The organism is Cryptosporangium sp. NPDC048952 (assembly GCF_043197895.1).
Classification (GTDB): domain Bacteria; phylum Actinomycetota; class Actinomycetes; order Mycobacteriales; family Cryptosporangiaceae; genus Cryptosporangium.
This window is the reverse complement of the sequence record NZ_JBICTY010000005.1, coordinates 702,723-726,848: the sequence shown is the minus strand read 5'-3', so window position 1 is coordinate 726,848 and position 24,126 is coordinate 702,723. Positions and strand designations below refer to the sequence as shown.

At 71.6% G+C, this 24,126-nt stretch carries 20 protein-coding genes and 1 riboswitch; of the genes, 2 read left to right on the top strand and 18 right to left on the bottom strand.

The features are described from left to right. The 5 genes from ACGFY5_RS30195 to ACGFY5_RS30175 form a co-directional block, all read right to left on the bottom strand. Positions 1 to 525, bottom strand: a complete 525-nt coding sequence (locus ACGFY5_RS30195) for a hypothetical protein (protein WP_392725001.1) — start codon at positions 523 to 525, stop codon at positions 1 to 3. Positions 526 to 691: 166 nt separating this feature from the next. After that, entirely contained in the window at positions 692 to 2,506 is a 1,815-nt protein-coding gene (locus ACGFY5_RS30190) for an MFS transporter (RefSeq protein ID WP_392724999.1), read from the bottom strand. 401 nt (positions 2,507 to 2,907) lie between these two features. Beyond that, on the bottom strand, positions 2,908 to 6,165 hold the full coding sequence (locus ACGFY5_RS30185; protein WP_392725075.1) for an ATP-binding protein: 3,258 nt from the start codon (positions 6,163 to 6,165) through the stop codon (positions 2,908 to 2,910). A 2,270-nt stretch (positions 6,166 to 8,435) separates the two neighbouring features. Continuing rightward, the gene (locus ACGFY5_RS30180; protein WP_392724997.1) at positions 8,436 to 8,789 is read right to left on the bottom strand and encodes a hypothetical protein; all 354 of its coding nucleotides are present in this window, start codon (positions 8,787 to 8,789) and stop codon (positions 8,436 to 8,438) included. 5 nt (positions 8,790 to 8,794) lie between these two features. Beyond that, positions 8,795 to 9,079, bottom strand: coding sequence for a hypothetical protein (locus tag ACGFY5_RS30175; protein ID WP_392724995.1), 285 nt, complete (start codon positions 9,077 to 9,079; stop codon positions 8,795 to 8,797). Positions 9,080 to 9,423: 344 nt separating this feature from the next. On the opposite strand from ACGFY5_RS30175, the gene ACGFY5_RS30170 reads away from it, so the two are divergent. Further along, positions 9,424 to 10,665, top strand: a complete 1,242-nt coding sequence (locus tag ACGFY5_RS30170; RefSeq protein WP_392724993.1) for a hypothetical protein — start codon at positions 9,424 to 9,426, stop codon at positions 10,663 to 10,665. A 165-nt stretch (positions 10,666 to 10,830) separates the two neighbouring features. Then, a complete protein-coding gene (locus ACGFY5_RS30165) occupies positions 10,831 to 10,983 on the top strand; it encodes a hypothetical protein (protein WP_392724991.1) in 153 nt (50 codons plus the stop codon). An 85-nt stretch (positions 10,984 to 11,068) separates the two neighbouring features. On the opposite strand, the gene ACGFY5_RS30160 is transcribed toward ACGFY5_RS30165, so the two are convergent. The 13 genes from ACGFY5_RS30160 to ACGFY5_RS30100 all read right to left on the bottom strand — a co-directional run bounded on the left by ACGFY5_RS30160 (position 11,069) and on the right by ACGFY5_RS30100 (position 23,891). Next, positions 11,069 to 11,551, bottom strand: a complete 483-nt coding sequence (locus ACGFY5_RS30160; protein WP_392724989.1) for a PH domain-containing protein — start codon at positions 11,549 to 11,551, stop codon at positions 11,069 to 11,071. Positions 11,552 to 11,553: 2 nt separating this feature from the next. After that, the gene (hisG, locus tag ACGFY5_RS30155; RefSeq protein ID WP_392724987.1) at positions 11,554 to 12,408 is read right to left on the bottom strand and encodes an ATP phosphoribosyltransferase; all 855 of its coding nucleotides are present in this window, start codon (positions 12,406 to 12,408) and stop codon (positions 11,554 to 11,556) included. 29 nt (positions 12,409 to 12,437) lie between these two features. Next, positions 12,438 to 12,701 carry a phosphoribosyl-ATP diphosphatase gene (locus tag ACGFY5_RS30150; RefSeq protein ID WP_392724985.1) on the bottom strand — a complete coding sequence of 88 codons (264 nt, stop codon included), beginning with the start codon at positions 12,699 to 12,701 and terminating at the stop codon, positions 12,438 to 12,440. Positions 12,702 to 12,839: 138 nt separating this feature from the next. Then, a complete protein-coding gene (gene ribH / locus ACGFY5_RS30145; protein ID WP_392724984.1) occupies positions 12,840 to 13,346 on the bottom strand; it encodes a 6,7-dimethyl-8-ribityllumazine synthase in 507 nt (168 codons plus the stop codon). Beyond that, positions 13,343 to 14,608: a bifunctional 3,4-dihydroxy-2-butanone-4-phosphate synthase/GTP cyclohydrolase II gene (locus ACGFY5_RS30140; RefSeq protein WP_392724983.1), complete on the bottom strand. Its 1,266-nt coding sequence runs from the start codon at positions 14,606 to 14,608 to the stop codon at positions 13,343 to 13,345. The genes ribH and ACGFY5_RS30140 overlap by 4 nt, the downstream gene beginning before the upstream one ends. Next, positions 14,605 to 15,204, bottom strand: coding sequence for a riboflavin synthase (locus ACGFY5_RS30135; protein ID WP_392724982.1), 600 nt, complete (start codon positions 15,202 to 15,204; stop codon positions 14,605 to 14,607). Before ACGFY5_RS30135 ends, ACGFY5_RS30140 begins: the two co-directional genes overlap by 4 nt. A gap of 104 nt (positions 15,205 to 15,308) precedes the next feature. Then, positions 15,309 to 15,442: riboswitch (FMN riboswitch) on the bottom strand. A 140-nt stretch (positions 15,443 to 15,582) separates the two neighbouring features. Next, positions 15,583 to 16,641, bottom strand: coding sequence for a response regulator (locus ACGFY5_RS30130; protein ID WP_392724981.1), 1,059 nt, complete (start codon positions 16,639 to 16,641; stop codon positions 15,583 to 15,585). A gap of 54 nt (positions 16,642 to 16,695) precedes the next feature. Further along, complete coding sequence (rpe, locus tag ACGFY5_RS30125) at positions 16,696 to 17,379, bottom strand: ribulose-phosphate 3-epimerase (RefSeq protein WP_392724980.1); 684 nt, start codon at positions 17,377 to 17,379, stop codon at positions 16,696 to 16,698. A gap of 10 nt (positions 17,380 to 17,389) precedes the next feature. Continuing rightward, entirely contained in the window at positions 17,390 to 19,222 is a 1,833-nt protein-coding gene (locus ACGFY5_RS30120; RefSeq protein WP_392724979.1) for an RsmB/NOP family class I SAM-dependent RNA methyltransferase, read from the bottom strand. Next, positions 19,114 to 20,088: a hypothetical protein gene (locus tag ACGFY5_RS30115; protein ID WP_392724978.1), complete on the bottom strand. Its 975-nt coding sequence runs from the start codon at positions 20,086 to 20,088 to the stop codon at positions 19,114 to 19,116. Before ACGFY5_RS30115 ends, ACGFY5_RS30120 begins: the two co-directional genes overlap by 109 nt. A gap of 215 nt (positions 20,089 to 20,303) precedes the next feature. Continuing rightward, positions 20,304 to 21,266, bottom strand: a complete 963-nt coding sequence (fmt, locus tag ACGFY5_RS30110; RefSeq protein WP_392724977.1) for a methionyl-tRNA formyltransferase — start codon at positions 21,264 to 21,266, stop codon at positions 20,304 to 20,306. Continuing rightward, positions 21,263 to 21,811, bottom strand: coding sequence for a peptide deformylase (gene def, locus ACGFY5_RS30105; RefSeq protein ID WP_392724975.1), 549 nt, complete (start codon positions 21,809 to 21,811; stop codon positions 21,263 to 21,265). Before def ends, fmt begins: the two co-directional genes overlap by 4 nt. 112 nt (positions 21,812 to 21,923) lie before the next feature. Continuing rightward, complete coding sequence (locus tag ACGFY5_RS30100) at positions 21,924 to 23,891, bottom strand: primosomal protein N' (protein ID WP_392725074.1); 1,968 nt, start codon at positions 23,889 to 23,891, stop codon at positions 21,924 to 21,926. Positions 23,892 to 24,126: the final 235 nt, after the last annotated feature.

Below are 24,126 nucleotides of genomic sequence, written 5' to 3'. Positions count from 1 at the left end.
TCACTTCCCCAGGTCGATCGTCGCGACTCGCCAACCGTCCCCGGTGAGTACGCACAGCGTCGTCGCCGAACCGGCGTCGGTCGGGACGACGACCTGGGCGCTGGTCTCGCTCACCACGGTGGCGGTGGGGTCACCGGTGACCGCTTTCGCTGGGTTCGTCGTCGGATCGACGTCCTTGAGCTGGGTCGCGAGGTCAGGGAGGGCGTAGCGGGCGAGGCCCGCGTACCACTGGTCCTGCGAGCGTCCGTCGGTCGGCTGCAGCCAGGCGCGCACGAACGCCTCACCGACCTGGGTCGCGGGGGTCGTTTTCGGGCTCGCCTCCGCGTAGACGCTGTCGTCGCCTTCGCTGGACGACACGGTGCGGGATGGCGCTGGGGCGGGGGCCGCCTCCGTACCGTTCGGTGTGACCGAGCCGAACAGCCGCGCCAGCAGCACTACGCCCGCGACGATCACGGCCAGCACGAGCGCGGAGAGGATCCGGTAACCCGGCCGGCGTAGGTAGATACCCGCCGGCAGCCGTGCCATCCATGCGCTCCTTTCGCTGGTGGTGTGGTTTCGGGGTGTCGTTGGCGGTGCTTGTTTGGGGTGTCGCTGCTGGCGCTCTGGGTGCTGGCGCTCTCGGTGCTGGTGCTCTAGGTGCGGGCGCTCTTGCTGCCGGTGCTCTGGGTGCTGGCGCTCTTGCTGCCGGTGCCTAGTCGGGGCGGCTGCCCGCGGTGGCGTCGGCGCTCTGACGCGGGGTGGGGCGGGATTCCGGACGGATGTCCGGCTCCACGGTGCGGTAGCCGCTGTCGGGCCGGTAGACGACGAACCGCTCCTCGGCTTCGACCGGGACCGACTCGCCGCGGGTCGACACCGGGTAGGACGGGTCGCGGTAGTCGAGGCCGGAGCCGTTCTCCGGACGTGCCGGGCCGGCGGGAACGCGCATCGGTGGACGGGCGCCCGCGGGCGTGACCATGTCGCCGTCGTCTGTACTCCTGCCGGCTCCCGAGTGGGAGCCGACGCCGGTGTACGAGCCGCCGGTAGTGGTGCTGTTCTCCGGGCGGGAGCTGCTCCCTACGCCGGTTCCGGCCATCACGACCGGGGACTCGTCGGCGAGTCTGCTGCCTCCGCGGGTGCGGGTCTCGGCGCCGCTCTCGATAGGAGCGTCGCCGGCCTGCACGAACGAACGGTCCCGGCTCCAGGACTCCGGCCGGGCCTCGCTGCGCTTGTCGTCGTCCTCGGCCGCCTTGTTGCCGATGAACGCCCCCGCGGCGGCGATTCCGGCCGCGCGAGCGTCGCCGAACGCCCGGCGCCGGACGGCACCGAGGCCGCCGACGAGGTCGTGGAAGGGGTTACCGCCGGCGAGGCTGGTGAGCCGACGGAAGGGACGGAGCAGTAACCACATGACTAGGCCGGTGAGGAAGATCAGCAGAATTTGCTGCCATCCGGCGAGCGAGGCTGTGCTGGTGATCAGTTCGAGGGCAAGCAGATAGACGCTAGCGCCCACGCCGAAGATCACGCAGTTGAGAATCGCGGCAACCACAGTCCGAAACAGCCCCCGCAAAGGCCCGGAAGCAGGCCGCAATATCCCCACCACAGCAATAGCCGGCAGGAAGATTACCGCCAATCGAATGATTAGGAAAGCAATAATAATGAGGATTGACGCCATTAGGTCGAAAGGCGCAGCCACCAAAGCCGCAATCAGAGCCGTGAAGGATGAACCGATACGTGAAGAGCCTTGCTTGCCCGTCAAATATTCGTATGCATCAGGGTCGGATTTCTGAATTTCGGAAGCGTACTGCTTCCAATTCTCTTGCTTCTTCTTTACATAAGCCGCACGAGTCTTCGGATCTGCGCGGACTGCAGCAGCCTCTTGCCAACTAAAAGTAGACGCATCATACAGCTTCGGCCCATATTCCTTGGCTGTCTTGCTGTCCGCCGATCCAAGCTCCCCGCTAAGCCACTGCCGATACAGAACGACATCGGTAACGATTCCGCTTGCCTGACTTTGAGGGTCAACATCTTGGCAGTCAAAACTTCCGCAGCGATCCGACCCTTGTGGGTGCAGAGCGCTATTGATAACCCCTAGCGACCCAGTGAGCGTGTTGTCAGCGACCGTCGCGGCACGAATTGGCCAGGCGGCGATTGCAGACGTCACAATCAGAACCAGAACGGCCCAACCAGCAGTCCGCGCAGCGTCGGACATATCGCCGCGTTTCGCGCTCCAGACTAGCCAGGCGCCAACAATGACGATCGATATAAATCCCAGAGTAGTAAAAATCCTCTTATATAGTGCATCACTCGCAGTGCCGACTAGTTCGTCGGTCCAACCCCACATTTGCTTTGGATCGAAAGCGTGCTCACGTACTGAGTTTGTAAGTCCGGTAATAAAGGTCGCAACACTGAACATCATATTCGAGATGCTGGTGTTGACCAATGCGTCCGGCGCAACGGCACCATCCGGACCGCAACCTAGATCGTAAGTGTGATACTGCAGGCCAGCATAACCATACTTGTAATATGTCAATGAACTAGTGGTACCTACGGCAGCACCGACCGAAGTATCCGGCTCTTTGACGAAGAAGCTAGTTGCGCCCGTGTCGGGCATGGCTGGGGTGGGCGGGTCTAGGCAATCGACCACGCTACTACTCGGCAAACAAGCCGCCGGATCCGACGGCCCACAAGCCGCCTGCGCCGGCCGAACCCCCGGCGACGCAAAAAGCGTCGCCACCGCCACCACCAACACCGTCAAAACCCAAGCCACCACCCGCCCAGCCGGCACAACCCGCCGACTCGACCCACTCGACCCACGAGACCCACTCGACGCACGAGACCCACTCGACGCACGAGACCCACTCGACGCACGAGACCCACTCGACGCACGAGACCCACTCGACGCGCTAGCCGCAATCGGTTCAGAAGAAAGGGTCACCGGGCATCACCCTCCTGGCCGGAACTCCGGCCCGCATCGCCGAGCGGATCGGCGGTGGTGTCAAGGTGTTCGAGCAGCCCGGCCACATAAGCCAGGTCCGCCCGGAATTTCTGGACCCGGCCGTCAACGTCACGCATGACGAATTCCCGGTAGCCGAGCCGCTGGTCGTTCTGAGTATCCGCGACTGACAACTGCGCCAGCGTGTTCTCGTACCCGATTCCACGCTGTACACCGAGCATACGAAGAGCCTGCGCTGCGATCTCCGGATCCTCGGCGATACGCCCCACGAACACCGTCGACACTAGATTTTGGACGTCCAGGCCCAAAATGTCCACGGGGTTCTGCGAAGCAGCCAGCGCCGCGATGTTCCACTTACGGGAGTCGCGGGCCAGTCGGGTGAACAGCGCCCGCCCCGACCCCCAGCCGGCCAGGAAGTGCGTCTCGTCCAGCGCGACGAGCTTCCGCTCGTTCATCGCCCGCCCGTACGCCCGACGCGTGGTGAACGCCGTGGCCAGGTGCAGCATCGGCAACGCCATGCGCTCCTCGAGCTGCCAGAACTCCCGGTCGATCGAGAGGTCCGGCAGCGCGAGCCCGGCCATCGTGATGATGGTCAGCACCGCCTCGTCCTGACCGTACTGAGCCGTCGACCGCCCGAAGAACAACCGCGAGAGCGGCATGTCCCGAACGTCCCCGAGGGTCTCGGCGAGCTCGGCCCCCTCCTCGCCGAACGTCGCCACGGTGGCCACCAAATCGTCCAGCGTCGCGGACTCCTCCGGCTCCACCTGCCGAGCCGCCCGCTGCAGCAGAATCGGCGACGAGCGCTCGCGCTGGATCTGCGGCGGCAACAGCATCATGCAGATGTCGGTGGCCAGCGCTTTCCGCTCGGCGCGCGCGGCGGCGATCGCCGAGTTCCACTCCGCAGTACCCAGTTCGTCCGAGCCGAAGTGCTCACGCCGCGGCGTCGGGATGAGCCCGTACGGCGCCAGCGTCCCCGGCTCTCCGCGCGTCAGGTTGTAGACCTTGGAGTACGGCGCCAGCTCCGGCATCGTCGCCAGCCGCGCCAGCGGACCCGACGGGTCGAGGATCGTGCACTGCACCCCGCGCCGTGCCGCCAGGTAGGCGATACCGCCCATCAGCGTCGACTTACCACCACCGGGCTCGGCCACGAACACCGTCAGTCCGGACCGTTCCCGGACCTCCGTCGCATAGTGCGGATCCCACATGACCGGGCGGTGCGAGGTCCCGCACGTCTCCCCGATGATCGGTCCGCGCCGGTCACCGATCGCAGCCGCGGCCTGCGGAATCGCCGCCGCGAAGTACTTCGCCGGCATCCGCCGCAGGTAACCGGTGTTCGCGACCGGCTGGCCCGGAATGAACTCGTCGAGCAGTCGCAGCTGGTCACGCGGGTGGTTCAGGGTGATCCGCATCGACCGGTAGTGGTCGGTCAGCGCCCGGACCCGCTTCAGGCACTCCTCCTCGGTCCGCCCCGACACCGCGATGCGGTGCCAGCCGTGGATCCGGGCGGCGTCCAGGTCGAGACCCGTCGACATCTCGTCGGAGATGTCCAGTGCCCGCTGCGCGAGCCGCTCCAGCTCGGGCGGGGCGTCCATCTCGTGTTCGTGGTAGTCGCGCTGCTGCGACCGGATCGTCAGCAGCTTGTGCTCCAGAGAACGCAACGCGTCGCCCTGACCGAGCACGTCGACGCGGCTCGACAGCTCCATCGGCCACGGCAACTGCTCGTGGAAGTGCAGCCACGGCTCGTGCCGCTCGGGGATCGCGAGCTCTTCCATACGGCCGAACGTCAGCACCGCGACGTGTCGCTCGACGTGCTCGTCGCCGATCCGCGAGAGCAGCTTGACCGTGCTGCCGTACGGCGACCGGTATCGCATCGTGTGCTCGGTGAACGCGAGCAGGTCCCCGGTCTCCCAGCCCCCCGACTCGGCCGGCGAGAGCGCCGGCGGCGGCGGCATGCACAGCGCCACCGACCGGTGGATCAGCCACTCCACCTGCTTCGCCGTCGCGGGACGGGCCTGCATACCGAACGCGCCGAGCACCTCGTCGAACCGTCCGACGAGCTGTTCGAGCCGTGCCCGCTCCGCATTGCCGGAGCCCCGGTTTCGCAGCGAGTTCAGCGTCTCGACCATCTGCTCGCGCATGGTGCGCCGCTGGAACACGACACCGAGGTACACCTCGCCCTCGGCCAGGCTCGTGGCGTGCAGTCGTCGCTGCCCCGCCTCGAGGTGGTCCGACCAGCTCGGTGCGCCCCGCACGTCGGGAACCGGGTGCGGCGTCAGCGCGGCCATCCGTCGCGCCCAGCCGACGGCCGGATACGGCCGGTTGGTCCGCCGCATGTGCAGCCGGTACCCGCCCAGCGCGGCGTACTGCGCCGCGATCCCGAGCAGGATCGACGTCCGCTCCTTGTCAGCGCGGAACGCCCACTGGATGTCGGGCAGGTGGTACCACGCGGTCACGTCGTTGCGGGTGAAGGTCAGGTGCCCGGCGATCTCGCGCAGCTCGAGTTCATGAACCGCCGCCCGGTCCTTCCGCTCCTTCGGAGCCCGGCTCTTCACCCGTCGTGGCTTACGTTTCTTAGATCGACGCTCATCACGAGCTGTTTTTGGGTCGTCTGGCTCGGGGGGAGCCAGCGCGGGGTAGCGCTCGGGCGCCGGCACGTAGAGCGGGACCGGCGGGGCCGACTGCGGCGGCGCGGAGGCCGGGATGCCGGTCACCGGACGACTCGGCATCCGGGTCGGCGACGCGACCGCGACCGATGCCGGGTGAGTGGGCAGCGTCGACGGCGGCACCGCGTTGCGCGGTGCCGCGTTCAGGGGGTGCTGCACGGGCCACGGCGCGGGACCGGGCCCCCGCTCCAACCCGTCCGCCCCGACCGGCCCGGACACGGGGCGCCCAACCGGACCCGAAACCGGACGCTCCACCGGCCCGGACACCGGACGGCCGACCAGGCCCGAACCGGGGCGCTCCACCGGACCGGACACGGACCGCCCAACCGAGTCCATCCCGGGGCGCTCCACCGGACCGGACACGGGCCGCCCAACCGAGTCCATCCCGGGCCGCTCCACCGGACCGGACACCGGACGGCCCACCGGACCGGACACCGGACGGCCCACCGGACCCGAGACCGGGCGCCCGCCCTGCCCGGGGCCGGGGTATCCGCCCTGACCGGAGTCGGGGCGGCCATCAGCAGGGTGGCCCTGGGGGCCGCTGGGGGTCGGGTAGCCGCCACCGCGCGGTATGCCGGAGCGCGGCGCAGTGTTCGGCGGGGCGGAGTGCGGTGCGGGGCCCTGGGGGCCGCCCTGTCCGCGTGGGTCGCGCCCGCCTGCGCGCTGTGGACCCGCGTTGTTCGGTCCGGGGCCGTGAGGGCCCCCGCCCTGAGGCGCCTGGCCCTGAGAGGGCGCGCCGTAGGGTGCCTGGTTCTGCGGTCCTGCGCCGGGGCGCTGGGCCGGGCCGGCGGACCGGCCGGGGTAGCCCTGCGCCGGGCCGGGATGTGGCCCGGCGTTCGGCGGAAGCACCGGATGGGCACCGGACTGCTGAGCGACGCTCGGCGGAACGTTGCCGGGGTGCGTCCCGTTCGGAGGCAGCACGCGGTGCGCCCCGGAGTGCTGTCCAACCCCGGGCGGCACATTCCCCGCCGCCCCACTACCGGGCCCCACATTGCCGGGCCCCACATTGCCGGGCGCGCCACGGCCAGGCGCTCCATTGCCGTGCGGCCCACTGCCAGGCGCCCAATTGCCCTGCGGCCCACCATCGGGCGCCCCGCTGCCGTGCGGCCCACTGTTGGGCGCGCCGCTGCCGTGCGGGCCACTGCCGTGCGGGCCGCTGCCGTGCGGGCCGCTGCCCGGGGGAACGTTGCTGGGGCCGGCATTGCCGGGCGGTGGGTTGCCGCGTGAGTGGACGTTTCCGAGGGGAACGGTGCCGGGTGGCAAGTTCCCCTGGGGTGGGCCGTTGGGCGGGAGCACACGGTGTGCCCCGGACTGCTGGCCCACGCTCGGCGGCACCGCATTCGGTGGGAGCACCGGGTAGGCGCCGGACGGCTGGTTGATGATCCGGTGGGCGCCGGAAGGTCCGTTCACGGCGTTCGGGTCCGCGGGCGGCTGGCCGTAGTTCGGCCGAGCGCCGGGCGGCATGATCCGCGGCGGGAAAGGTCCCGGCCGACTGGGCGGCGCCGATTGCGGCCCCACCGCCCCGACCTCCCCAGCCCCCGGCTCCCCGGCTTCCCGCTCCCCCGCCCCACGCTCCCCAGCCCCAGGCTCCCCGGCCCGGGATTCCCCGGTCGCCGGCTCCCCGGTCCCCCGCGCCCCGCCCTGAGGCCCAGACTGCACCCCGGACTGGACCTGTCCCGACCGGGTGACACCCGACGGGCCAGGCCCCGAGGACTGCGGCCCGTACTGCGACGGACCGGGCTGCGAGGCACCCGGATACGGCACGCCCGAATACGGCATGCCCGACTGCGGCATGCCCGACTGCGGCACGCCCGGATGGAACGCCTCGGGCGCGGAGTGCGCCCCCGACGGTGAGGGCGGAGCCTCGGGCCGGGTCAGGTCCCCTTGCACGGCACCGGACTCTCCCGGCCACGGCTGCACCAGCCCGGCGTACGGCGCGCCCGTTCCGGGCGGCCCACTCGACGGCACCGGCCGCCCCTGCTGCGGCGCCGACGGCCGCCCAGCCCCCTGCGATCCCGCCGACTGCCCCTCAAATCCCTGCGGCTCCGACGCCGACTGCGCCTCTGACGCAGGCGGCCCTTGCCGCGTCCCTGGCCCCGATCGCGCACCTGGCGCCCGCGACTCAGTCTCCTGCCGATCCGGCGTTCCCGCCGGATCGGCAGGTGCCGGCGGCACCAACTGCAACGCATCGGATATCGCCGACTCCAGATCCGCGTCATACGGATCCGTCGAACTCGGCCCTACCGCCCCAGAGCCCGTCGAAGCCGGCCCCGTCGACCCCGAACCCGAACCCGTCGACCCCGAACCCGTCGACCCCGAACCCGTCGACCCCGAACCCGTCGACCCCGAACCCGTCGACGTAGAACCGTCCGCATCGGCCTCCGGCGCGTCCGTCACATCTGGCGCCCCCGCACCAGCCACAGACTCCTCCGGCTGCGCCGGAGACGCCCCCGGAGAAGCATCCCCACCCCGCACCCGCGCCCCAGCGGGCCGGAACACCGGGAACCCGGAGCGCCGAGCCCCACCCCGCCTCGCACCGGCAGCCACGCTCTCCCGCTCCTCGACACCAGCGCCACCGGCGCCCGCGCCACCATTCGCTCCACCACCGTTGGCGCCACCACCGTTGGCACCCACACCACCGCCGTTAGCGCCACCGTTAGCACCCACACCGCCGTTAGCGCCACCGTTAGCACCCACACCGCCGTTAGCGCCACCACCGTTGGTCCCGACGCCGTCAGCGCCGGTACCGCCGTCAGAGGCGGCGCCAGGACCACCCTGCTCTCCCCGAGCAGCCGCCTCCGCGGCCGCAGCCGCATCCGCGTCTCCCCAGGAGTGACGTCCGCTCATCGAATGGTCTCCCGAACGACGATCCTGGACCGGGCACGCCCGCCACGCTCACCGGCGGTCCGGTCCCGCCGCCAGTCCGTCGCCGCGGTGCGCAGCACCGCACGGACCGGCCGGTCAGGACTCACCTGGCGCAGGATCACTGAGGTCAGGACGATCGACAGGGCGATCTCGATCGCAGGGAAATAGTCCACATGCTGGGTCAGCGCGTACCGGATCAGGATGATCGCGGCGAGCACCACAGCGAACAGTGGATACGCCACATAGGGCAGGTGCACCGGTAGCGTGAAGCCCTTCGGACCCAGGAAGAGCAGTTTCGCGCGGTAGATGTCGTCATCCGGGCGTAGCCGCATCCGGGTCAGCCTCCGAGGACGAGCTCGGCAAAGCTCTGCCCGAACGCGAAGAGCAGCCCCGCGCCCGCGATGAAGACGATGCCGAGCAGGGCGATACCACCGGTGGTCAGCGCCGCCGACCACTGGCCCTTACCGGACCTACTCAAAATGATGACACCCACGACTGCCAGCAGGATCGGCACGATCTTGGAAACGATGAACCCGACGATGCCGTCGGTGTTCAGCGTCGTGCCGCCCGGGTCAGCCGCGGCAAGGATCTCGTCAGGAATCCCTGCGGTCGCCTGGATCACGTGGGTCAGCATCTGTACCTCCCGCATTGGTACGCCGACTCCTCGGCCCTTACACGGCCACGGACACTACTGGGTTCCCGCATCCGTCGATCGGCATGCCGACGTACCACCACCTCTCTGGTGACGCTAAGACACGCTACCGCTACGTCCGGAGAGTTGGTAATAACAGTGTTCAGCTCTTGAGCCCGGTGAATCACCCCATCCGGACCTCCGCGGCTCGTCGGTACGGACGATCAACGCCACCATCAGTCACCATCGTCCCCTGTGCGACCCGTTACCCTGATTCACACGCGGCACGGCGACCGTCGGCGGCGTGGGATGCGCACGATTGCGCGGAGGAACCGGTGGACAGGACGACTCTGGTCGCAGCCGTCGCGCTCGGCCTGGGGTTATTGCTCGCCTGTGGCGGCTCGGTGATCCTCGCCCACGCTCGGGCCGCGGTGCGTGTCGACAGTCCACGCCACAGTTCGATCACCCAGTTCCCGGCCGCGCTCTCGGCTCTGCTGGGGTTTCTGCTCACCAGCGTGTCCGGAGCGGTGCTCTGCTGGCGACTCGCGCCGGATCGCGGCGCCACCGCGGTGCTGGCCGCGATCGTCGCGGGAGTGATCCTGTTCGCACTGGTCGGGGCGAGCTTCGCCCGGGTCGCCGACCGCGTCGAAGAGCGTCGCCTGCAGAAGGTGCCCGAGGAAGTGCATCGTCCGATCTCGCCACCTCCGCGCCGGGCGGCCCTCGCGGCTGCCTCACCCGCTCCGGAGAAGCGTGCGTTGCCCGCCATCCCCGGTCCCCGGCCTGCGGCCGAGTCCACACCCTTCGGGTACGCCACGCCCCTGGTCCCGGTTCCGCCGCGCCCCACTGCTCCTTCGCCCTATCCGGACGTTATGCAGCCCGCCACCGCAGGCTGGGAGACGTCACCGACACCGGACGAGCCGGCGCGCGGCTACCCGACCACTGACTTCACCCTTCCCGCCGCCCCGGCACCCGGCCCGACCCGCGGCTACCCCACCCCGGACGACCCGGAGTCCCCGGACGACCCGGAATCCCACCGCGACCCGGAATCCCACCGCGACCCGGAATCCCACCGCGACCCGGAATCCCACCGCGACCCGGAATCCCACCGCGACCCGGAATCCCAGCGCGACCCGGAATCCCAGCGCGACCCGGCCCCGGCGAGCGCCGCCACGCCCACGGCCGAACGGTTACCCAGCGAATCCGACGACGACGAGGCACCCACTGTGGAGGCGGCTCCGAAAATCGGCGACGAACCGCGGTGGGGCGCTCTGGACGCCGGCTGGATGTACCACGACGAGAGTGACGGCTGGTTCCTCGCGGTGGGCACCGCGGACGGCACCTGCACCCTGCTCGGGCTCCCGTCGTTCGCGCTGATCGACCCCGCGGGGCCGGATGCGCCCGTCGGTACCCTGACCAGGGCCGGTGCCGCCGAACTCACCGTCCTGCCCGACGAGGAGGAGCCGCCCGCGACGCCACTCACCGAAGAGAACGGTGTCAACGAGCCGGTATCCGGTGCGACCTGTAATCCCGCCCCGAGTACCGGCCCAGGAGAGCCGGGTAAAGATGAGCATGAGTGAATCCAGGGCTGACTACTCGCCGCGCTTCGTCATCCGACACAATGAAGCGTAAGGGTCACTGAGTCACAACTGCGTGTTAGATTCTAACTGTTGGTATATGCATCGTGACTCTGCGGCTAGCACTGCGAGTGAGTGGGCGCCAACCCCGCAACGAGGAGGCGTGACATGAAGAAGTTCCTCAAATGGGGAGCACTTGCCCTGCTGGTGTTCTTCGTAGTGACCCAACCCGCGGACGCCGCAGGTGTGGTCCGTTCGCTCGGGGACGGCGTCGTGAACATCGCCAGCGGCATGAGCGCGTTCGTCACCAACCTGGTTTAGGCGGCCGACAGACTCAGAACTCTCGACAGCAGAACGCCGCCCGGCTGCGCATTGCCGCGGAGCCGAGCGGCGTAATAGTCGTCCTTCAGGACGGCAGGTCCTTGCCTTCCCACGCTGCCGCGTGCAGCCGACGGAGGCCGCGCACGGCGTCCAGAGCCCGCTGTTTGTCAGCGGCCTGCACCGCGAGCACCGAGACGAGCTCGTCGTCGAGGAGTTCGATTGCGGCCCAGGGCGAATGGCGGTCGAACCGCACCCCGCGGACGAGCGTCCACGGGACGGTGACGCCGCCGACCACGTTGCGGACCTTGATCTGCTCGGCGTCCGCGACGACACGGGGGCGGGTCAGCGACAGCACTCCCGCGGCCAGCAGGAAGCCGAGGAACACCATGCCGATCTGGTCGCCCAGACCGAACGGCGGCCCGACTTCCGGGTCCACGGTCGTCGTCGGTCGTCCCAGCAGCACGGCGACGACGCTGAAGATCACGACGACCGCGACCGCGAGCGCCCAGCACACGATTGTCAGCCGGTGCGGACGCGCGCGGACGACGTCCGCCTGCTGATCGGTCACGCTCACAGCCGGCAGGCGTGGATCGACGTGACGATGATGGCCCGCGCACCCAGGTCGTAGAGCGTGTCCATGATCCGGTTGGTCTCGTCGCGGGGCACCATCGCGTTCACCGCCACCCAGCCGTCCTTGTGCAGCGGCGAGATCGTCGGGCCCTCGATGCCCGGGGTGATCGACACGGCCTCGTCGAGATGGGCCAGTTCGACGTCGTACGCGAGCATCACGTACCGACGAGCGACGAGCACCCCGTTGAGGCGGCGCGTGAGCTGGTCGATGCGGTGGTCGGCGCCGGTCTCGGCCCGGCCCTTGCCGCGGATCACCACGGCTTCCGAGCGCAGGATCGGCTCGGCGACGATCTCCAGGCCCTGCTGGCGGAGCGTCGCTCCGGTCTCGACGACGTCGGCGATGACATCCGCGACGCCGAGCCGGATCGCGGTCTCGACCGCCCCGTCGAGGCGGATGACCTCGGCGGTGATGCCGTTGTCCGCAAGGTGCGAACGCACCAGCCCGGCGTACGACGTGGCGATCCGCCGGCCGGCCAGGTCCTGCACCGATTCGACGGTTCCGGGCCGGGCGGCGAACCGGAACGTCGACCTGCCGAACCCGAGCGCGAGCATCTCAACCGCGTCGGCGCCCGAGTCGAGCAGCAGGTCACGGCCGGTGACGCCGAGGTCCAGGTCGCCCGAGCCCACGTACACCGCGATGTCGCGGGGGCGCAGGTAGAAGAACTCGACCTCGTTCTCGGCGTCGGTCAGTACCAGTTCTTTGGGATCGCGACGCTGACGGTAACCAGCCTCGACGAGCATCTGAGTGGATCGCTCGGAGAGCGAACCCTTGTTGGGGACGGCGATGCGCAGCATGCCGGGTTTCCTCCAGTGCGGGGGCGGAACTACAGGTGGGCGTAGACGTCCTCGAGGCTCAGACCGCGAGCCAGCATGAGGACCTGCAGGTGGTAGAGGAGCTGTGAGATCTCTTCGGCGGTCCGCTCGGCGGACTCGTGCTCGGCGGCCATCCAGACCTCAGCCGCTTCCTCGACGACCTTCTTGCCCACGGTATGGACGCCTGCCCGCACCGACTCCACCGTGCCGGAACCCGGGGTGCCCTCGGCCACCTTGGCCGACAACTCGGCGAACAGCGCATCGAACGTTTTCACGACCGCAGTCTTTCACGGGCCGACGCATCGCCCGGGTGCCGCTGTACCCCCGACCCCGGGAAGGACGGCCCAACCCTGCTCCGGCACACGGCACGCCGTCGCCGGGAGCGCTCGGTACACCCGGCGACGGGCGCGTGCCTAACTCACACCGAAGCCCACCTGCGGCACCGATCCCCGGCGCAGGTCGCGCAGGGTCAGCGCGGCGTCGAGCGCGGCGAGGGTGGCCTCCCGGCCCTTGTCCTCGGCGCTGTTCTCGAAGCCGGCCCGGTCGTGGGCCTGGGCCTCGGTGTCGCAGGTCAAGACGCCGTTGCCGACCGGCGTGCCGGCGTCCAGCGCCACCCGGGTGAGGCCGGCGGTGACCGCGTCGCAGACGTACTCGAAGTGCGGTGTTCCGCCGCGGACGACGACGCCCAGCGCTACGACCGCGTCGCACCGCTGGGCCAGCTCCTGCGCGACCACCGGCAGCTCCACGGCACCGGCGACCCGCGCGGTGAGCACGTCGGTGACACCGCTCAGCGCTGCCGTGGCCAGGGCCCGGTCGAGCAACCGGTCGGCGATCTCCGGGTGCCAGCGCGTGGACACCACACCGAGCCGCACCCCGCCCGCGTCGACCGCTCCGAGGTCGGCGAGCCCTCCGCCGCTCACGCCGGCGCGCCCAGCGATGCCTGGTCCAGCACGGCCGAGGCCACAGCGACCTCGTCGGGAAGGCCTACGATTTCGTGTCCCATCCGGTCCCTCTTCGTCGTCAGATAGCGGACGTTCTCCGGGTGCGCGTGGGCGGGCAGCGTCACCCGGCCGGACACCTGCAGTCCGTAGCTTTCCAGGCTGGCCTGCTTGGCCGGGTTGTTCGTGAGCAGCCGGACCGACCGTACCCCCAGGTCGAGCAGGATCTGCGCGCCGATCGCGTAGTCCCGGGCGTCCACGGGCAGGCCCAGCTCGAGGTTCGCGTCGACGGTGTCCGAGCCGCTGTCCTGCAGCTGGTAGGCGCGGAGCTTGTGCAGCAGGCCGATCCCCCGGCCCTCGTGTCCCCGCAGGTAGACGACGACACCACGTCCTTCCGCGGCGACCGCGGCCAGCGCCGACTCGAGTTGCGGCCCGCAGTCGCAGCGCAGGCTCCCGAACACGTCGCCCGTCAAGCATTCGGAGTGGACGCGCACCAGCACGTCGTCGCCCGCGGAGACCTGGCCCAGCACGAACGCGACGTGCTCCGTGGCGTCGACGGTGTTGCGGTAGCCGACGGCGCGGAAGGCGCCGTGGCGGGTGGGGACGCGGGTGTCGACCTCCCGCACGACCTGGCTCTCGGTGCGCCGCCGATACGCGATCAGATCGGCGATCGTCACCAGCGTGAGATCGTGCTCGCGCGCGAACTCGATCAGGTCCGGCAGGCGGCTCATCGTCCCGTCGTCGTTGACGACCTCGCTGACCGCACCCGCCGGATACAGGCCCGCCATCCGGGCGAGATCGACGGCGGCCTCGGTATGACCGGGACGGACCAGCACCCCGCCGTCGACCGCACGCAACGGGAACACGTGGCCGGGACGGGTGAAATCGTGCGCGGTGGCCGCCGGGTCTCCGAGCAGCCGGATCGTCGACGCCCGCTCGGCGGCCGAGATACCGGTCGTGGTCTTGTCCCGAGCGTCCACCGACACGGTGTACGCGGTGCCTTTGCTGTCCTGATTGGTGTGGTGCATCGGGGGCAGGTTCAGCCGGTCGGCGTCGGCCTCGGTGACCGGAGCGCACACCACGCCGGACGTGTACCGGATCGTGAACGCCAGCAGTTCCGGGGTCGCCGCGGACGCGGCGAACACCAGGTCGCCCTCGTTCTCGCGGTCCTCGTCGTCGACGACCACGACGGCCTTCCCCGCCGCGATGTCGGCGATCGCCTGCCCGATGGTGCCGAACGTCATGACTGCTCCTTTCCGGGCAACAGCTTTTCGACGTACTTCGCGACGACGTCGACCTCGAGGTTGACGCGGGACCCGACCGCCCGGGTGCCGAGCGTGGTCACGGCGAGTGTGGTCGGGATCAGGCTCACCTCGAACCAGTCCCCGGTGACGGCGGTGACGGTGAGCGACACGCCGTCGACAGCGATCGAGCCTTTCTCGACGACGTACCGGCCGAGGTCCGCGGGCAGACCGATGCGGACGACCTCCCAGTGCGTGTCCGGACGCCGCTCGAGGACCGTGCCGACGCCGTCGACGTGCCCCTGGACCAGGTGGCCGCCGAGGCGGGTGCTGAGCGTCGCCGCGCGCTCGAGGTTGACCGGGTCACCAGCGGCGAGCCCGCCCAGCGCCGAGCGGGAGAGCGTCTCGGCCATGACGTCGGCGGTGAATTCGTCGCCGGTGTTGTCCACGACCGTCAGACAGACGCCGTTGACCGCGATGGAGTCGCCGTGCGTCGCGTCCACGGCGACCCGTGGACCTTTCAGCGTGAGCCGGGCCGCTCTGTCGAGTTCCTCGACCCCGGCCAGCGTGCCGAGTTCTTCCACGATGCCGGTGAACATGTGCGCCGTGCGCCTCCTCGCCTCGGGCGGGCTCCGGAGGTTCCTGCGCAGGAGGGCATGCACGGGCGCGACGGCGTCACCCGCGGATGGGCACGCCAGCCAGCCCGCGCGCTTCCTCCCATCCGGACTTTAACCGTCGGTCCCGGAGTTCCACCGGGTCAACCGCTCGCCCCGAAGGGCTCACGGGTCGCGGACTGTAACCGCCGGTTCGGAATTTCACCGACCCCGGAGCGCGCGTACTGCGTTGCTTTCTGTCTGGTGCTCTTTCTCTGTCTTACGTCGTTCGACGGGAGATCGCCACTGATACAGCCGAAATCCCACCGTTACGGGCCAGTCTGGCACGGTTACCTCTTTGTGACCGGCCGGATGCGACAGGGATCACGCTTCGGGATCGACCAGGGGCTCGATCGCGGCCAGATGGCGTGCCGCGGGACCACGCCCGGGTTCGGGGTCACGCCGACGGTCGATCGCGACCATCGAGCCCTCGGTGCGCTTGGCCACCGACTTCATCTCGCTGGCCGCGGCGACGACCTCACGGTGGTCGCTGAACTGGCGCTGAGTGGACACCGCGACGCCGATCGAAAGCGTCAGCAGCCCGTGGCGCCGTAGTCGCCCCTGGCGGTCGAGCACCTCGAAGTACCCGCGGGCGAGATCGTCCGGGTCGTACAACACGCGGCTGGCCTGGTCGAACAGCGTGATCGCGCGGTCGGTGATCGGCTGGATCTGCTCCGGCGTGCACACCACGAGGAAGTCGTCGCCGCCGATGTGCCCGAGGAACGGCGCCGAACCGGCGACCCCGATCGTCGACGAGTGGAGCGCCCCGGCGGCGGCGGTGAGCATCTGGTCGCCCCGGTAGAAGCCGTAGACGTCGTTGACGGTCTTGAAGTTGTCGAGGTCGACGTAGCAGACCGCGTACTCCCAGCCGTGCTCCTGCCGGGCCACGATCCGCTCGGCGATCGCCTCCAGGATGCGGGTGTTGCCAGGCAGGCCCGTCAGCGGCGAGACGTCCCGCATCTCGCGGTTGCGGCGCAGTGTCGACTTGACCCTGGCGACGAGCTCGGTGAGATCGAACGGCTTGACGATGTAGTCGTCGGCGCCGGCGGTGAGGCCCTGGATGCGGTCGGCCGAGAGGTCCTTGGCCGTGAGCATGATGATCGGCAGCGCGGCGGTGAGCGGTGAGGCCCGTAACTGCCGGCACAGCTCGAAGCCGTCGACGCGCGGCATCATGACGTCGAGCAGCACGAGGTCGGGCCGATGGCGTTCGATGGCGGCCAGCGCGCTGCGGGCGTCGTTGGCGGTGACGACCTCGAACCGCTCGAACCGCAGGTTCATCGCCACCAGCGTGGCGACGTCGGTGTCGTCGTCGACGACGAGGATCAGCCCGTCGGAGCCGCGCCTGATGCTCCCGCCGGGAGCGTCCGCGGCATGCCCACTCACCGATCGGTCCCCCGCGCGCGCAGTGGGGTCATCACGGGTGCCCCGCGTGGCGGATCACCGGGCCGCTGCCTTGTCGGCCAACGCGCGCAGGGCCGCTACCGCCCTCGCCGGGTCGTCGGCGTTGTAGACGGCGGAGCCCGCGACGAACGTGTCGGCGCCGGCTTCGGCGGCGGCGTGGATCGTGTCGGCGTTGATGCCGCCGTCGACCTCGATGCGCAGCTCGAGATGCCCGGTCTCGACACGTTTGCGCGCCTCGGTGACCTTCGGCAGCACCTCAGCCATGAACTCCTGCCCGCCGAAGCCCGGCTCGACAGTCATCACGAGCAGCGTGTCGAAGTTCCGCAGGATCTCCAGGTACGGCTCCAGCGGGGTGCCGGGCTTGAGCGCCAGCCCGGCCTTCGCCCCGGCCTTCCGCAGGTCGCGCCCCACCGCGGCCGGATCGTCCGCCGCCTCCGCGTGGAACGTGACGTTGTGCGCACCCGCCTCGGCGTACCCCGGCGCCCAACGCGCCGGATCGTCGATCATCAGGTGACAGTCGAGCGGGATGTCCGTCGTTGCCTTGATGCTCTTCACGACCGGCAGGCCGAGCGTCAGGTTCGGCACGAAGTGGTTGTCCATGACGTCGACGTGCAACCAGTCCGCGCCCGGCGTGCCGGGACGGCCCGCCACCGAGGCGGCAGCCTCCGCCAGGCGGGCGAAGTCGGCGGACAGGATGCTCGGTGCGACGAATAGCTCCACGTCCGAAAGCTTAGTCGTGGCCTCCGACAGGCTTGCGCAGCAGCGACAGGAACATCGCGTCGGTGCCGTGGCGGTGCGGCCACAGCTGGAGCGCGGCGGCCCGGGCCGCACTCACGCGCTCCGGAGTCGGGTTGAGGTCCGCGGCCGCTGCCGCTTCCGGCACGATGCGGACGTCGATCGGCTCGGCGCCGGTGCGACGGCAGACGTCGGCCACCAGCACGCGGGTCTCCGCGAGGTGCGGCGAACACGTGACGTACGCGACGATCCCGCCCGGCCGCGCGGCCTTGAGCGCCGCGGTGAGCAGTTCGCGCTGGAGCTTGGCCAGCGCTGGGACGTCGCCCGGCTCCTTGCGCCAGCGCGCCTCGGGGCGGCGCCGGAGCGCGCCGAGGCCGGTGCAGGGAGCGTCGACCAGCACCCGGTCGAACCCGCCTTCGGGCAGGTCAGGGTGGGTGCCGACGTCGCGGCCGTCGGCGGTGAGGACGGTCGCGGGCATGCCCTCGACTGCCTGTTCGACGAGCTTGGCGCGGTGTTCGGTCACTTCGACCGCGAGGAGGTGCGCGCCGCGATCGGCGCCGATCGACGCCAGCAGGCCCGCCTTGCCGCCGGGGCCGGCGCAGAGGTCGAGCCAGCGGTTGTCCTGGCCCTCGAGCGGGGCGGTGGCGAGGGTCCAGGCGCAGAGTTGGCTGCCCTCGTCCTGGACGTGGGCGCGGCCGTCGGCGATCGCGGCGATGTTGCCGGGGGCGCCCTCGGGGAGCTTCACCGCGACCGGCGACCACCGCCCGAGCAGTTCCGCCACCCCGTCGTCCGCCGCTCCTGAGCCGCCCGCATCGGCCTCGCCCTCCGCCTCCTCGTCACTCGCCGTCTCGGCGACGACGCCCTCGGCCGGTCCCTCATCACTTCCGACCAGCGCGGCCTCCTCGGCGGGCGCAGCCGCAGCGACGCCGTCGGCATCCGCAGCCGGGGGTGCGGGGGCGACGCCTTCGGCGGACGCAGCCGACGCGGTGCCCTCGGCACCCGCGGCTGGGGTGGCGCCCTCGGCACCCGCGGCTGGGGTGGCGCCCTCGGCACCCGCGGCTGGGGTGGCGCCCTCGGCCGTCGCGGCGGCCGCGTCAGCGGCAGGGACCGCGCCCGACGCCGGTGCGGCGACGGCCGCATCTGCGACCGGTGTGGCGGCGGACGCATCCGGGGCGGGCGCTGTGGTGGGGGCGGGTGGGCGGGTCCAGCGGCCTAGTTCGGACTGGATTTCGGCGGCTAGTTGCTTCGGCTCGATGCGGCCGGGGCGCGCCGCCAGGTCGACGCCCGGGCGCTCGTTGTCGGCGGCGAGCGCCTTCGCCGTCTCGCTGTCGGGCTCGCCGAGGCGGGCGGTGTCCTCGCCGAGCGCGTCGGCGACCGCCCGGACCACCCACTCGGGGTGGCTGTAGCGAATCGCGAGATGCCCGATCGGATCCTCGCCCAGGGGCGGGGTGACCTCGGTGAGCCACTCGTCGAGGGCGCGCTCGGCGACCCGGCGCAGGACGGCGTTCACGAACCGCGCGGGACCGTCGGTGAGCGCGACCCGCGCCACCTCGACAGTGCCGGCGACCGCCGCGTGGTCCGGCACGCGCGTGAAGAGCAGCTGGTAGGCGCCGAGCCGCAGCGCCTGGAGCACCCGCAGGTCGACCTTGTCGATCGGACGGCTGCTCCCCGCGGCGAGGATCGCGTCGAGCGTGCCGCGGTGGCGCAGGGTGCCGTACGTCAGCTCGGTGACGAAGGCCGCGTCACGGCCGGTGATGCGGCGTTCGACGAGCAGCGGAGGCAGCGCGAGGTTCGCGTAGGCGTCGCGGGCCGCGACGGAGACGAGCACGTCGAAGGCCGCTCGGCGGGCCGGGTCGGGCGTGGCTTTCTGGTACGAACCCCAGGCACGCTTCTCGCCCTCGTGCCCTGCGGCGTTCCGCGGCCGCTCGCCACCGGCCCGCGCCCCGCGCGCCCCACCGGCCCGATCGGACCGCTCACCCCGGTCGAACCGTTCACCACGCTCGGGACGGTCACCCCGGTCGGGCCGTACACCCCGCTCGGGACGGTCACCCCGGTCGGGCCGTACACCCCGCTCGGGACGCGGACCACGGGGTCCGGCACCCCGCTCTCCGCCCGACGGCCGGTCACCCCGGAAGGGCCGAGCCCCACGCTCGGAGCCACCGTCACCCCGCCCGCCATAAGCCGGACGCTCCCGGTCCGGGCGGCTGAAGCCGCGGTCGGAGCGGGCACCGTCAGGACGGTCGCCGCTTCGCGCTGGACGCGCACGGTCCGCACCACGATCCGGGCGAGCCCGATCGGGCCGATCCCCACCGCGATCGAAACGCGCGCCGTCGGGGCGATCGCCACCGCGGTCGAAGCGACCGCGGTCCGAGCCGTCGCCACCGCGATCGGGACGTCCGCGGTCGGGGCGGTCGGCGCTGCGGTCGAAGCGGCCGCGGTCAGGGCGATCCGTGCTTCGGTCCGGCCTGTTGCCGCCGCGGTCAGGGCGTACGCCGTCGGGGCGGTCGGCGCTACGGTCGAAGCGGCCGCGGTCCGGGCGGTCGCCGCCGCGGTCAGGACGTCCGCCGCCGGGACGGTCCGCGCTGCGGTCGGGGCGACCACGGTCCGGACGGTCGCCACCACGATCAGGGCGCCCGCCGCCGGGACGGTCCGCGCCACGATCGAAACGCCCGCGGTCCGGACGGTCTCCATCACGGTCGAAGCGACCGCGGTCCGGGCGGTCGCCGCCGCGGTCAGGACGTCCGCCGCTGGGACGGTCGGCGCCGCGGTCGGGGCGGGCGCGGTCGGCGCTGTGGTCTCGGGGCGGGCGACCCGCCGAGCGGGAAGCGTCGGGGTCGCCGTCGGAACGGCTCCCCTGGGGTCGGCCCTGGCCCTCGGTCACTGCTGCACCTTCACTTCGGAGAAGATCGTCACTCGAACCGCTCGCCGGGTTCGGGGCGGGCGCCGCGCGCCCAATCGGTCGCCGGCATCGCCTTCTTGCCCGGCGGAACGACCTCGCCGAGCACGACCGGGTCGGTCGCGGTGCCGACCAGTATCCGCTTCCGCTCGACCCGGATCTCCCCCGGTGCGAGCCGATCCGCGTCCGCGCTCGCATCGGTACCCGCGCCCGCACCGGCGCTCGGCGTCGCTCGCACCGGCCCGACCTTCACGCGGTCGCCCCGGAACGTCGTCCAGGCACCGGGAGCCGGAGTACACGCCCGGATCCGCCGGTCGACCGCGAACACGGGCACCGACCAGTCGAGATGCGCGTCCTCGGCGGTGAGCTTCGGCGCCAGCGACACCCCGTCCACCGGCTGCGCCACCGCCGTCAACGCCCCGGCCGCGATGCCGTCGACGACCTGTGCGAGCAGTTCCGCCCCGGCCTCGGACAGGCGCTCCAGCAGCGCTCCGGAGGTGTCGTCCGGCCGGATCACCTCGGTGAGCTGCCCGAACACCGGCCCGGTGTCGAGCCCCTTCTCGAGCTGGAACACCGCGGCACCGGTGAGCTCGTCACCGTGCAGGATCGCGTGCTGCACGGGCGCGGCTCCGCGCCAGGCCGGCAGCAGCGAGAAGTGCAGGTTCACCCAGCCCAGGCGCGGCACGGCGAGCGCCGACGGCGGGATGAGACCGCCGTACGCGACGACCGGCGCGAGGTCGGGGGCGAGCTCGGCGAGCCGCGCCAGGAACTCCGGGTCACCGGCCTTCGCCGGCGTGAGCACCTCGATGCCGTGCGCGTCCGCGACCTCGCCGACCGGCGAGCGCTGCAGCTTGCGGCCGCGACCGGCCGGAGCGTCCGGGCGGGTGACGACCGCGACGACCTCGTGCCCGGTCTGCAGCAGCCGCTCCAGCGGCGGCACCGCAACCGACGGCGTTCCGGCGAAGACGAGCCTCATCGGAGCTTGCCGAACAGCGGGTGCGGGCTCTGCTTGACCGTCGGCACGGGCTGGTTGGCCCACTCGGCCTGGCGGATGGCCTTCATCGCTTCCTTCTTCGTCGCGGCGTCGAGCCGGTCGACGAACAGGACGCCGTCGAGGTGGTCGGTCTCGTGCTGGAGGCAGCGGGACATCAGTTCGGTACCGACGATCTGCACCGGCTCGCCGTGCATGTCGTAGCCCGTGGCGACGACGTTCAGGCGTCGCTTCGTGTCGAAGTACAGGCCCGGGATCGACAGGCACCCCTCCGGGCCGTCCTGCTCCTGCTCGTCGGGGAACTCCAGCACCGGGTTCACCAGGTGACCGACGACGTCGCCGACGTCGAACGTGAAGACCCGGAGCGGGACGCCGAGCTGCGGAGCGGCCAGGCCGGCGCCGCGCTCCTGCAGCATCGTCTCGGTGAGGTCCTTCACCAGGCTGCGCAGCTGCCGGTCGTAGTCGACGACCGGGTCGGCGGGGGTGCGCAGAACCGGATCTCCGAAGAGCCGGACGGGACGGACAGACACGCAATTCCTCTCACGACGAGCGGCAGGCACGACGAACCCGGCGCGCCCAACCGCGCCAGCCCCCAAGTCTACGGCGAACGCCGGTACGTCCGATCCGCGCAGGGGCGGCCACTCAGAGGAGCTCCAAGGGGTCTACTTCGACCCGGGCTGGGCTGGGGGCTTTGTGGGCGCTGCGGACGGAGGCGGCGTCGTGGAGGGCGTTGGCCAAGGCGGGGCCGAGGGCTCGGGGCACGCGGATCAGGGCGCGTTCGATTTCCTCGTCCTCCGCGCCGGCACGGAACGGGGGCGCGATCGGCACCGGGCCGAGCACCTCGGCTTCCGCGGGAAGTTCGGCGAGCCGGACGAGGTCGGCGACGGCGTCCGGGGTGCCGGTGACGCTGGCCATCTTCACCGCGGGCGGGAACCCGAGTTCGGCCCGGTCGGCCAGCTCACGCGCCGCGTGCCACGCCGGATCCCACCGCAGCAGCGCCTGGATGACCGGGATCGCGCCGTCGGCGGCGATCACCACCCGGCCGCCCGCACGGGCCGGACGCACCAGCGCCACCGCGTTCGCCCAGCGGCGGAGCGCCTCCTCGGACGCCCGCAGATCGGCGCGGGTGAGCAGCGCCCAGGTGTCGAGGAGCAGCGCCGCGCCGTAGCCGCCCTCGGCGACGGGCTCGGCGCCGGGCGTCGCGATCACGAGCGCGGCTCCCGGACCCACCGAGCCGAGAATGCCGTCGCGGCCCGACGTACGGACGGTGAAGCCGGGGAACGCGCGGCCGAGCTCCTCGGCGGTGCGCCGCGCACCGAGGATCGACGCACGCAGACCCCGGTTCCCGCACTCGGGACAGGCCCAGCCTCCGGCGAGGTGGCCGCACCACCGGCACGAGGGCACGTCGCCCTCGCCCGCCTCGCTCCGGTTGCGCAGCTCCAGCGGCCCCGAGCAGACCGTGCAGCGAGCGGGCCGGCGGCAGCGGCTGCAGGCCACCGACGGCACGTATCCGCGCCGGGGAACCTGGACCAGCACCGGGGCGTCCGCGACGAGTGCCTCGCGGGCGGCCCGCCAGGCCACCGTGGGCAGGCGGGCCGCCGACGCGGTGGGGTCGGCGGCGAGGTCGCGGTCGTCGCCGACCGGCACGACGCGGGGCGCGGCGGCACGGACCACCTCGCGGTCGGCCTCCAGCGACTTGGCCCAGCCGGTCTCGAGCAGCAGCTGTGCCTCGGCGGTGCGGGCGTAACCGCCGATCAACAGCCCGGCACCGGCGAGCTGGCTGCGGACCAGGAGCACGTCGCGGGTGTGGCAGTACGGGGCGCGCGGCTCGGCGTGCAGGTCGTCGCCGTCGTCCCAGAGCACGGCCAGACCGAGGTCGGCGACGGGGGCGAACGCGGTGGCGCGGGTGCCGGCGACGGCGAGCACCTCGCCGCGGCGCACGGCGAGCCAGCGCCGGTAGCGCTCCTCCGGGCCGAGGGACGCGGCGAGCGTGGTGTGGCGGCCGGAGCCGAGGACGTCACCGAGGGCGCCGTCGAGACGGTCGAGGTCGCGGGCGTCGGGGACCACCGCGACCGCGCCTCGTCCGGATGCGAGCGTGGCGGCGACGGCCTCGGCGATGCGGTGCGGCCAGTCCTCGCCGGGGAGTGCCGCGAGGACGGCGCGGGGTGAGTTGCCGTCGGCGAGCAGCCGGAGGTAGGCCGCTCCGCCGCGGTAGCGGGCGAAACCGTCGGTGGGTGGGCGGTGGCGGCCCTGTTCGTCGACCGGGAGGACGCCGTCGCCCCGGCGGGCGGACTCGGCCCGGGCGTGCCGGGGTGGGATCGCCAGACGCAGCACGTCGGCGAGCGTGCCGGCGGAGCGGTCGGCGACCGCGCGGGCGAGACGGGCGATCTCGGGGCTCACGACCGGTTCGGCGGAGAGCGCCCGGTCGAGGTAGGCGAGCTTGCCGGTGTGGTCGGTGGTGGCGACGCGGTCGAGCACGTAGCCGTCGACGAGCTGGCCCGCGAAGCGCACACGGACCCGGCCGCCGACGACGGCGGTGTCGGCGAGGTCCGACGGGACGAGGTAGTCGAACGGGCGGTCGAGGTGCGGGAGCGGCAGGTCGACGCACACCCGGGCGACCGGCAGCTCCGCCGCGGGCTCCCGCGCCCCCTTCGGCTTGGCCGCCCCCCTCTTCTTGGCAGGCGTCGGCTTCTTCGCCGGCTTCACCGCCGGCTCGGCCGAATCCGCCGCGGTCTCGTCCGTGCCGGGCGGCGCGTCCGAAGCGACGTCGAACGGGAGCGCCGCGTCGGGCTCGCGGGGGGACGCAGGCTTCGTCGCGGGCTCGGCCACCGCGGGCTGCGCGTCG

What these genes read in the sequence shown, in the direction of transcription:
- ACGFY5_RS30195 (WP_392725001.1), bottom strand. Translation starts at nt 525, where the DNA reads ATGGCACGGCTGCCGGCGGGTATCTACCTACGCCGGCCGGGTTACCGG.
- ACGFY5_RS30180 (WP_392724997.1), bottom strand. Translation starts at nt 8,789, where the DNA reads ATGCGGCTACGCCCGGATGACGACATCTACCGCGCGAAACTGCTCTTC.
- ACGFY5_RS30165 (WP_392724991.1), top strand. Translation starts at nt 10,831, where the DNA reads ATGAAGAAGTTCCTCAAATGGGGAGCACTTGCCCTGCTGGTGTTCTTC.
- hisG (WP_392724987.1), bottom strand. Translation starts at nt 12,408, where the DNA reads ATGCTGCGCATCGCCGTCCCCAACAAGGGTTCGCTCTCCGAGCGATCC.
- ACGFY5_RS30140 (WP_392724983.1), bottom strand. Translation starts at nt 14,608, where the DNA reads ATGACGTTCGGCACCATCGGGCAGGCGATCGCCGACATCGCGGCGGGG.
- ACGFY5_RS30135 (WP_392724982.1), bottom strand. Translation starts at nt 15,204, where the DNA reads ATGTTCACCGGCATCGTGGAAGAACTCGGCACGCTGGCCGGGGTCGAG.
- fmt (WP_392724977.1), bottom strand. Translation starts at nt 21,266, where the DNA reads ATGAGGCTCGTCTTCGCCGGAACGCCGTCGGTTGCGGTGCCGCCGCTG.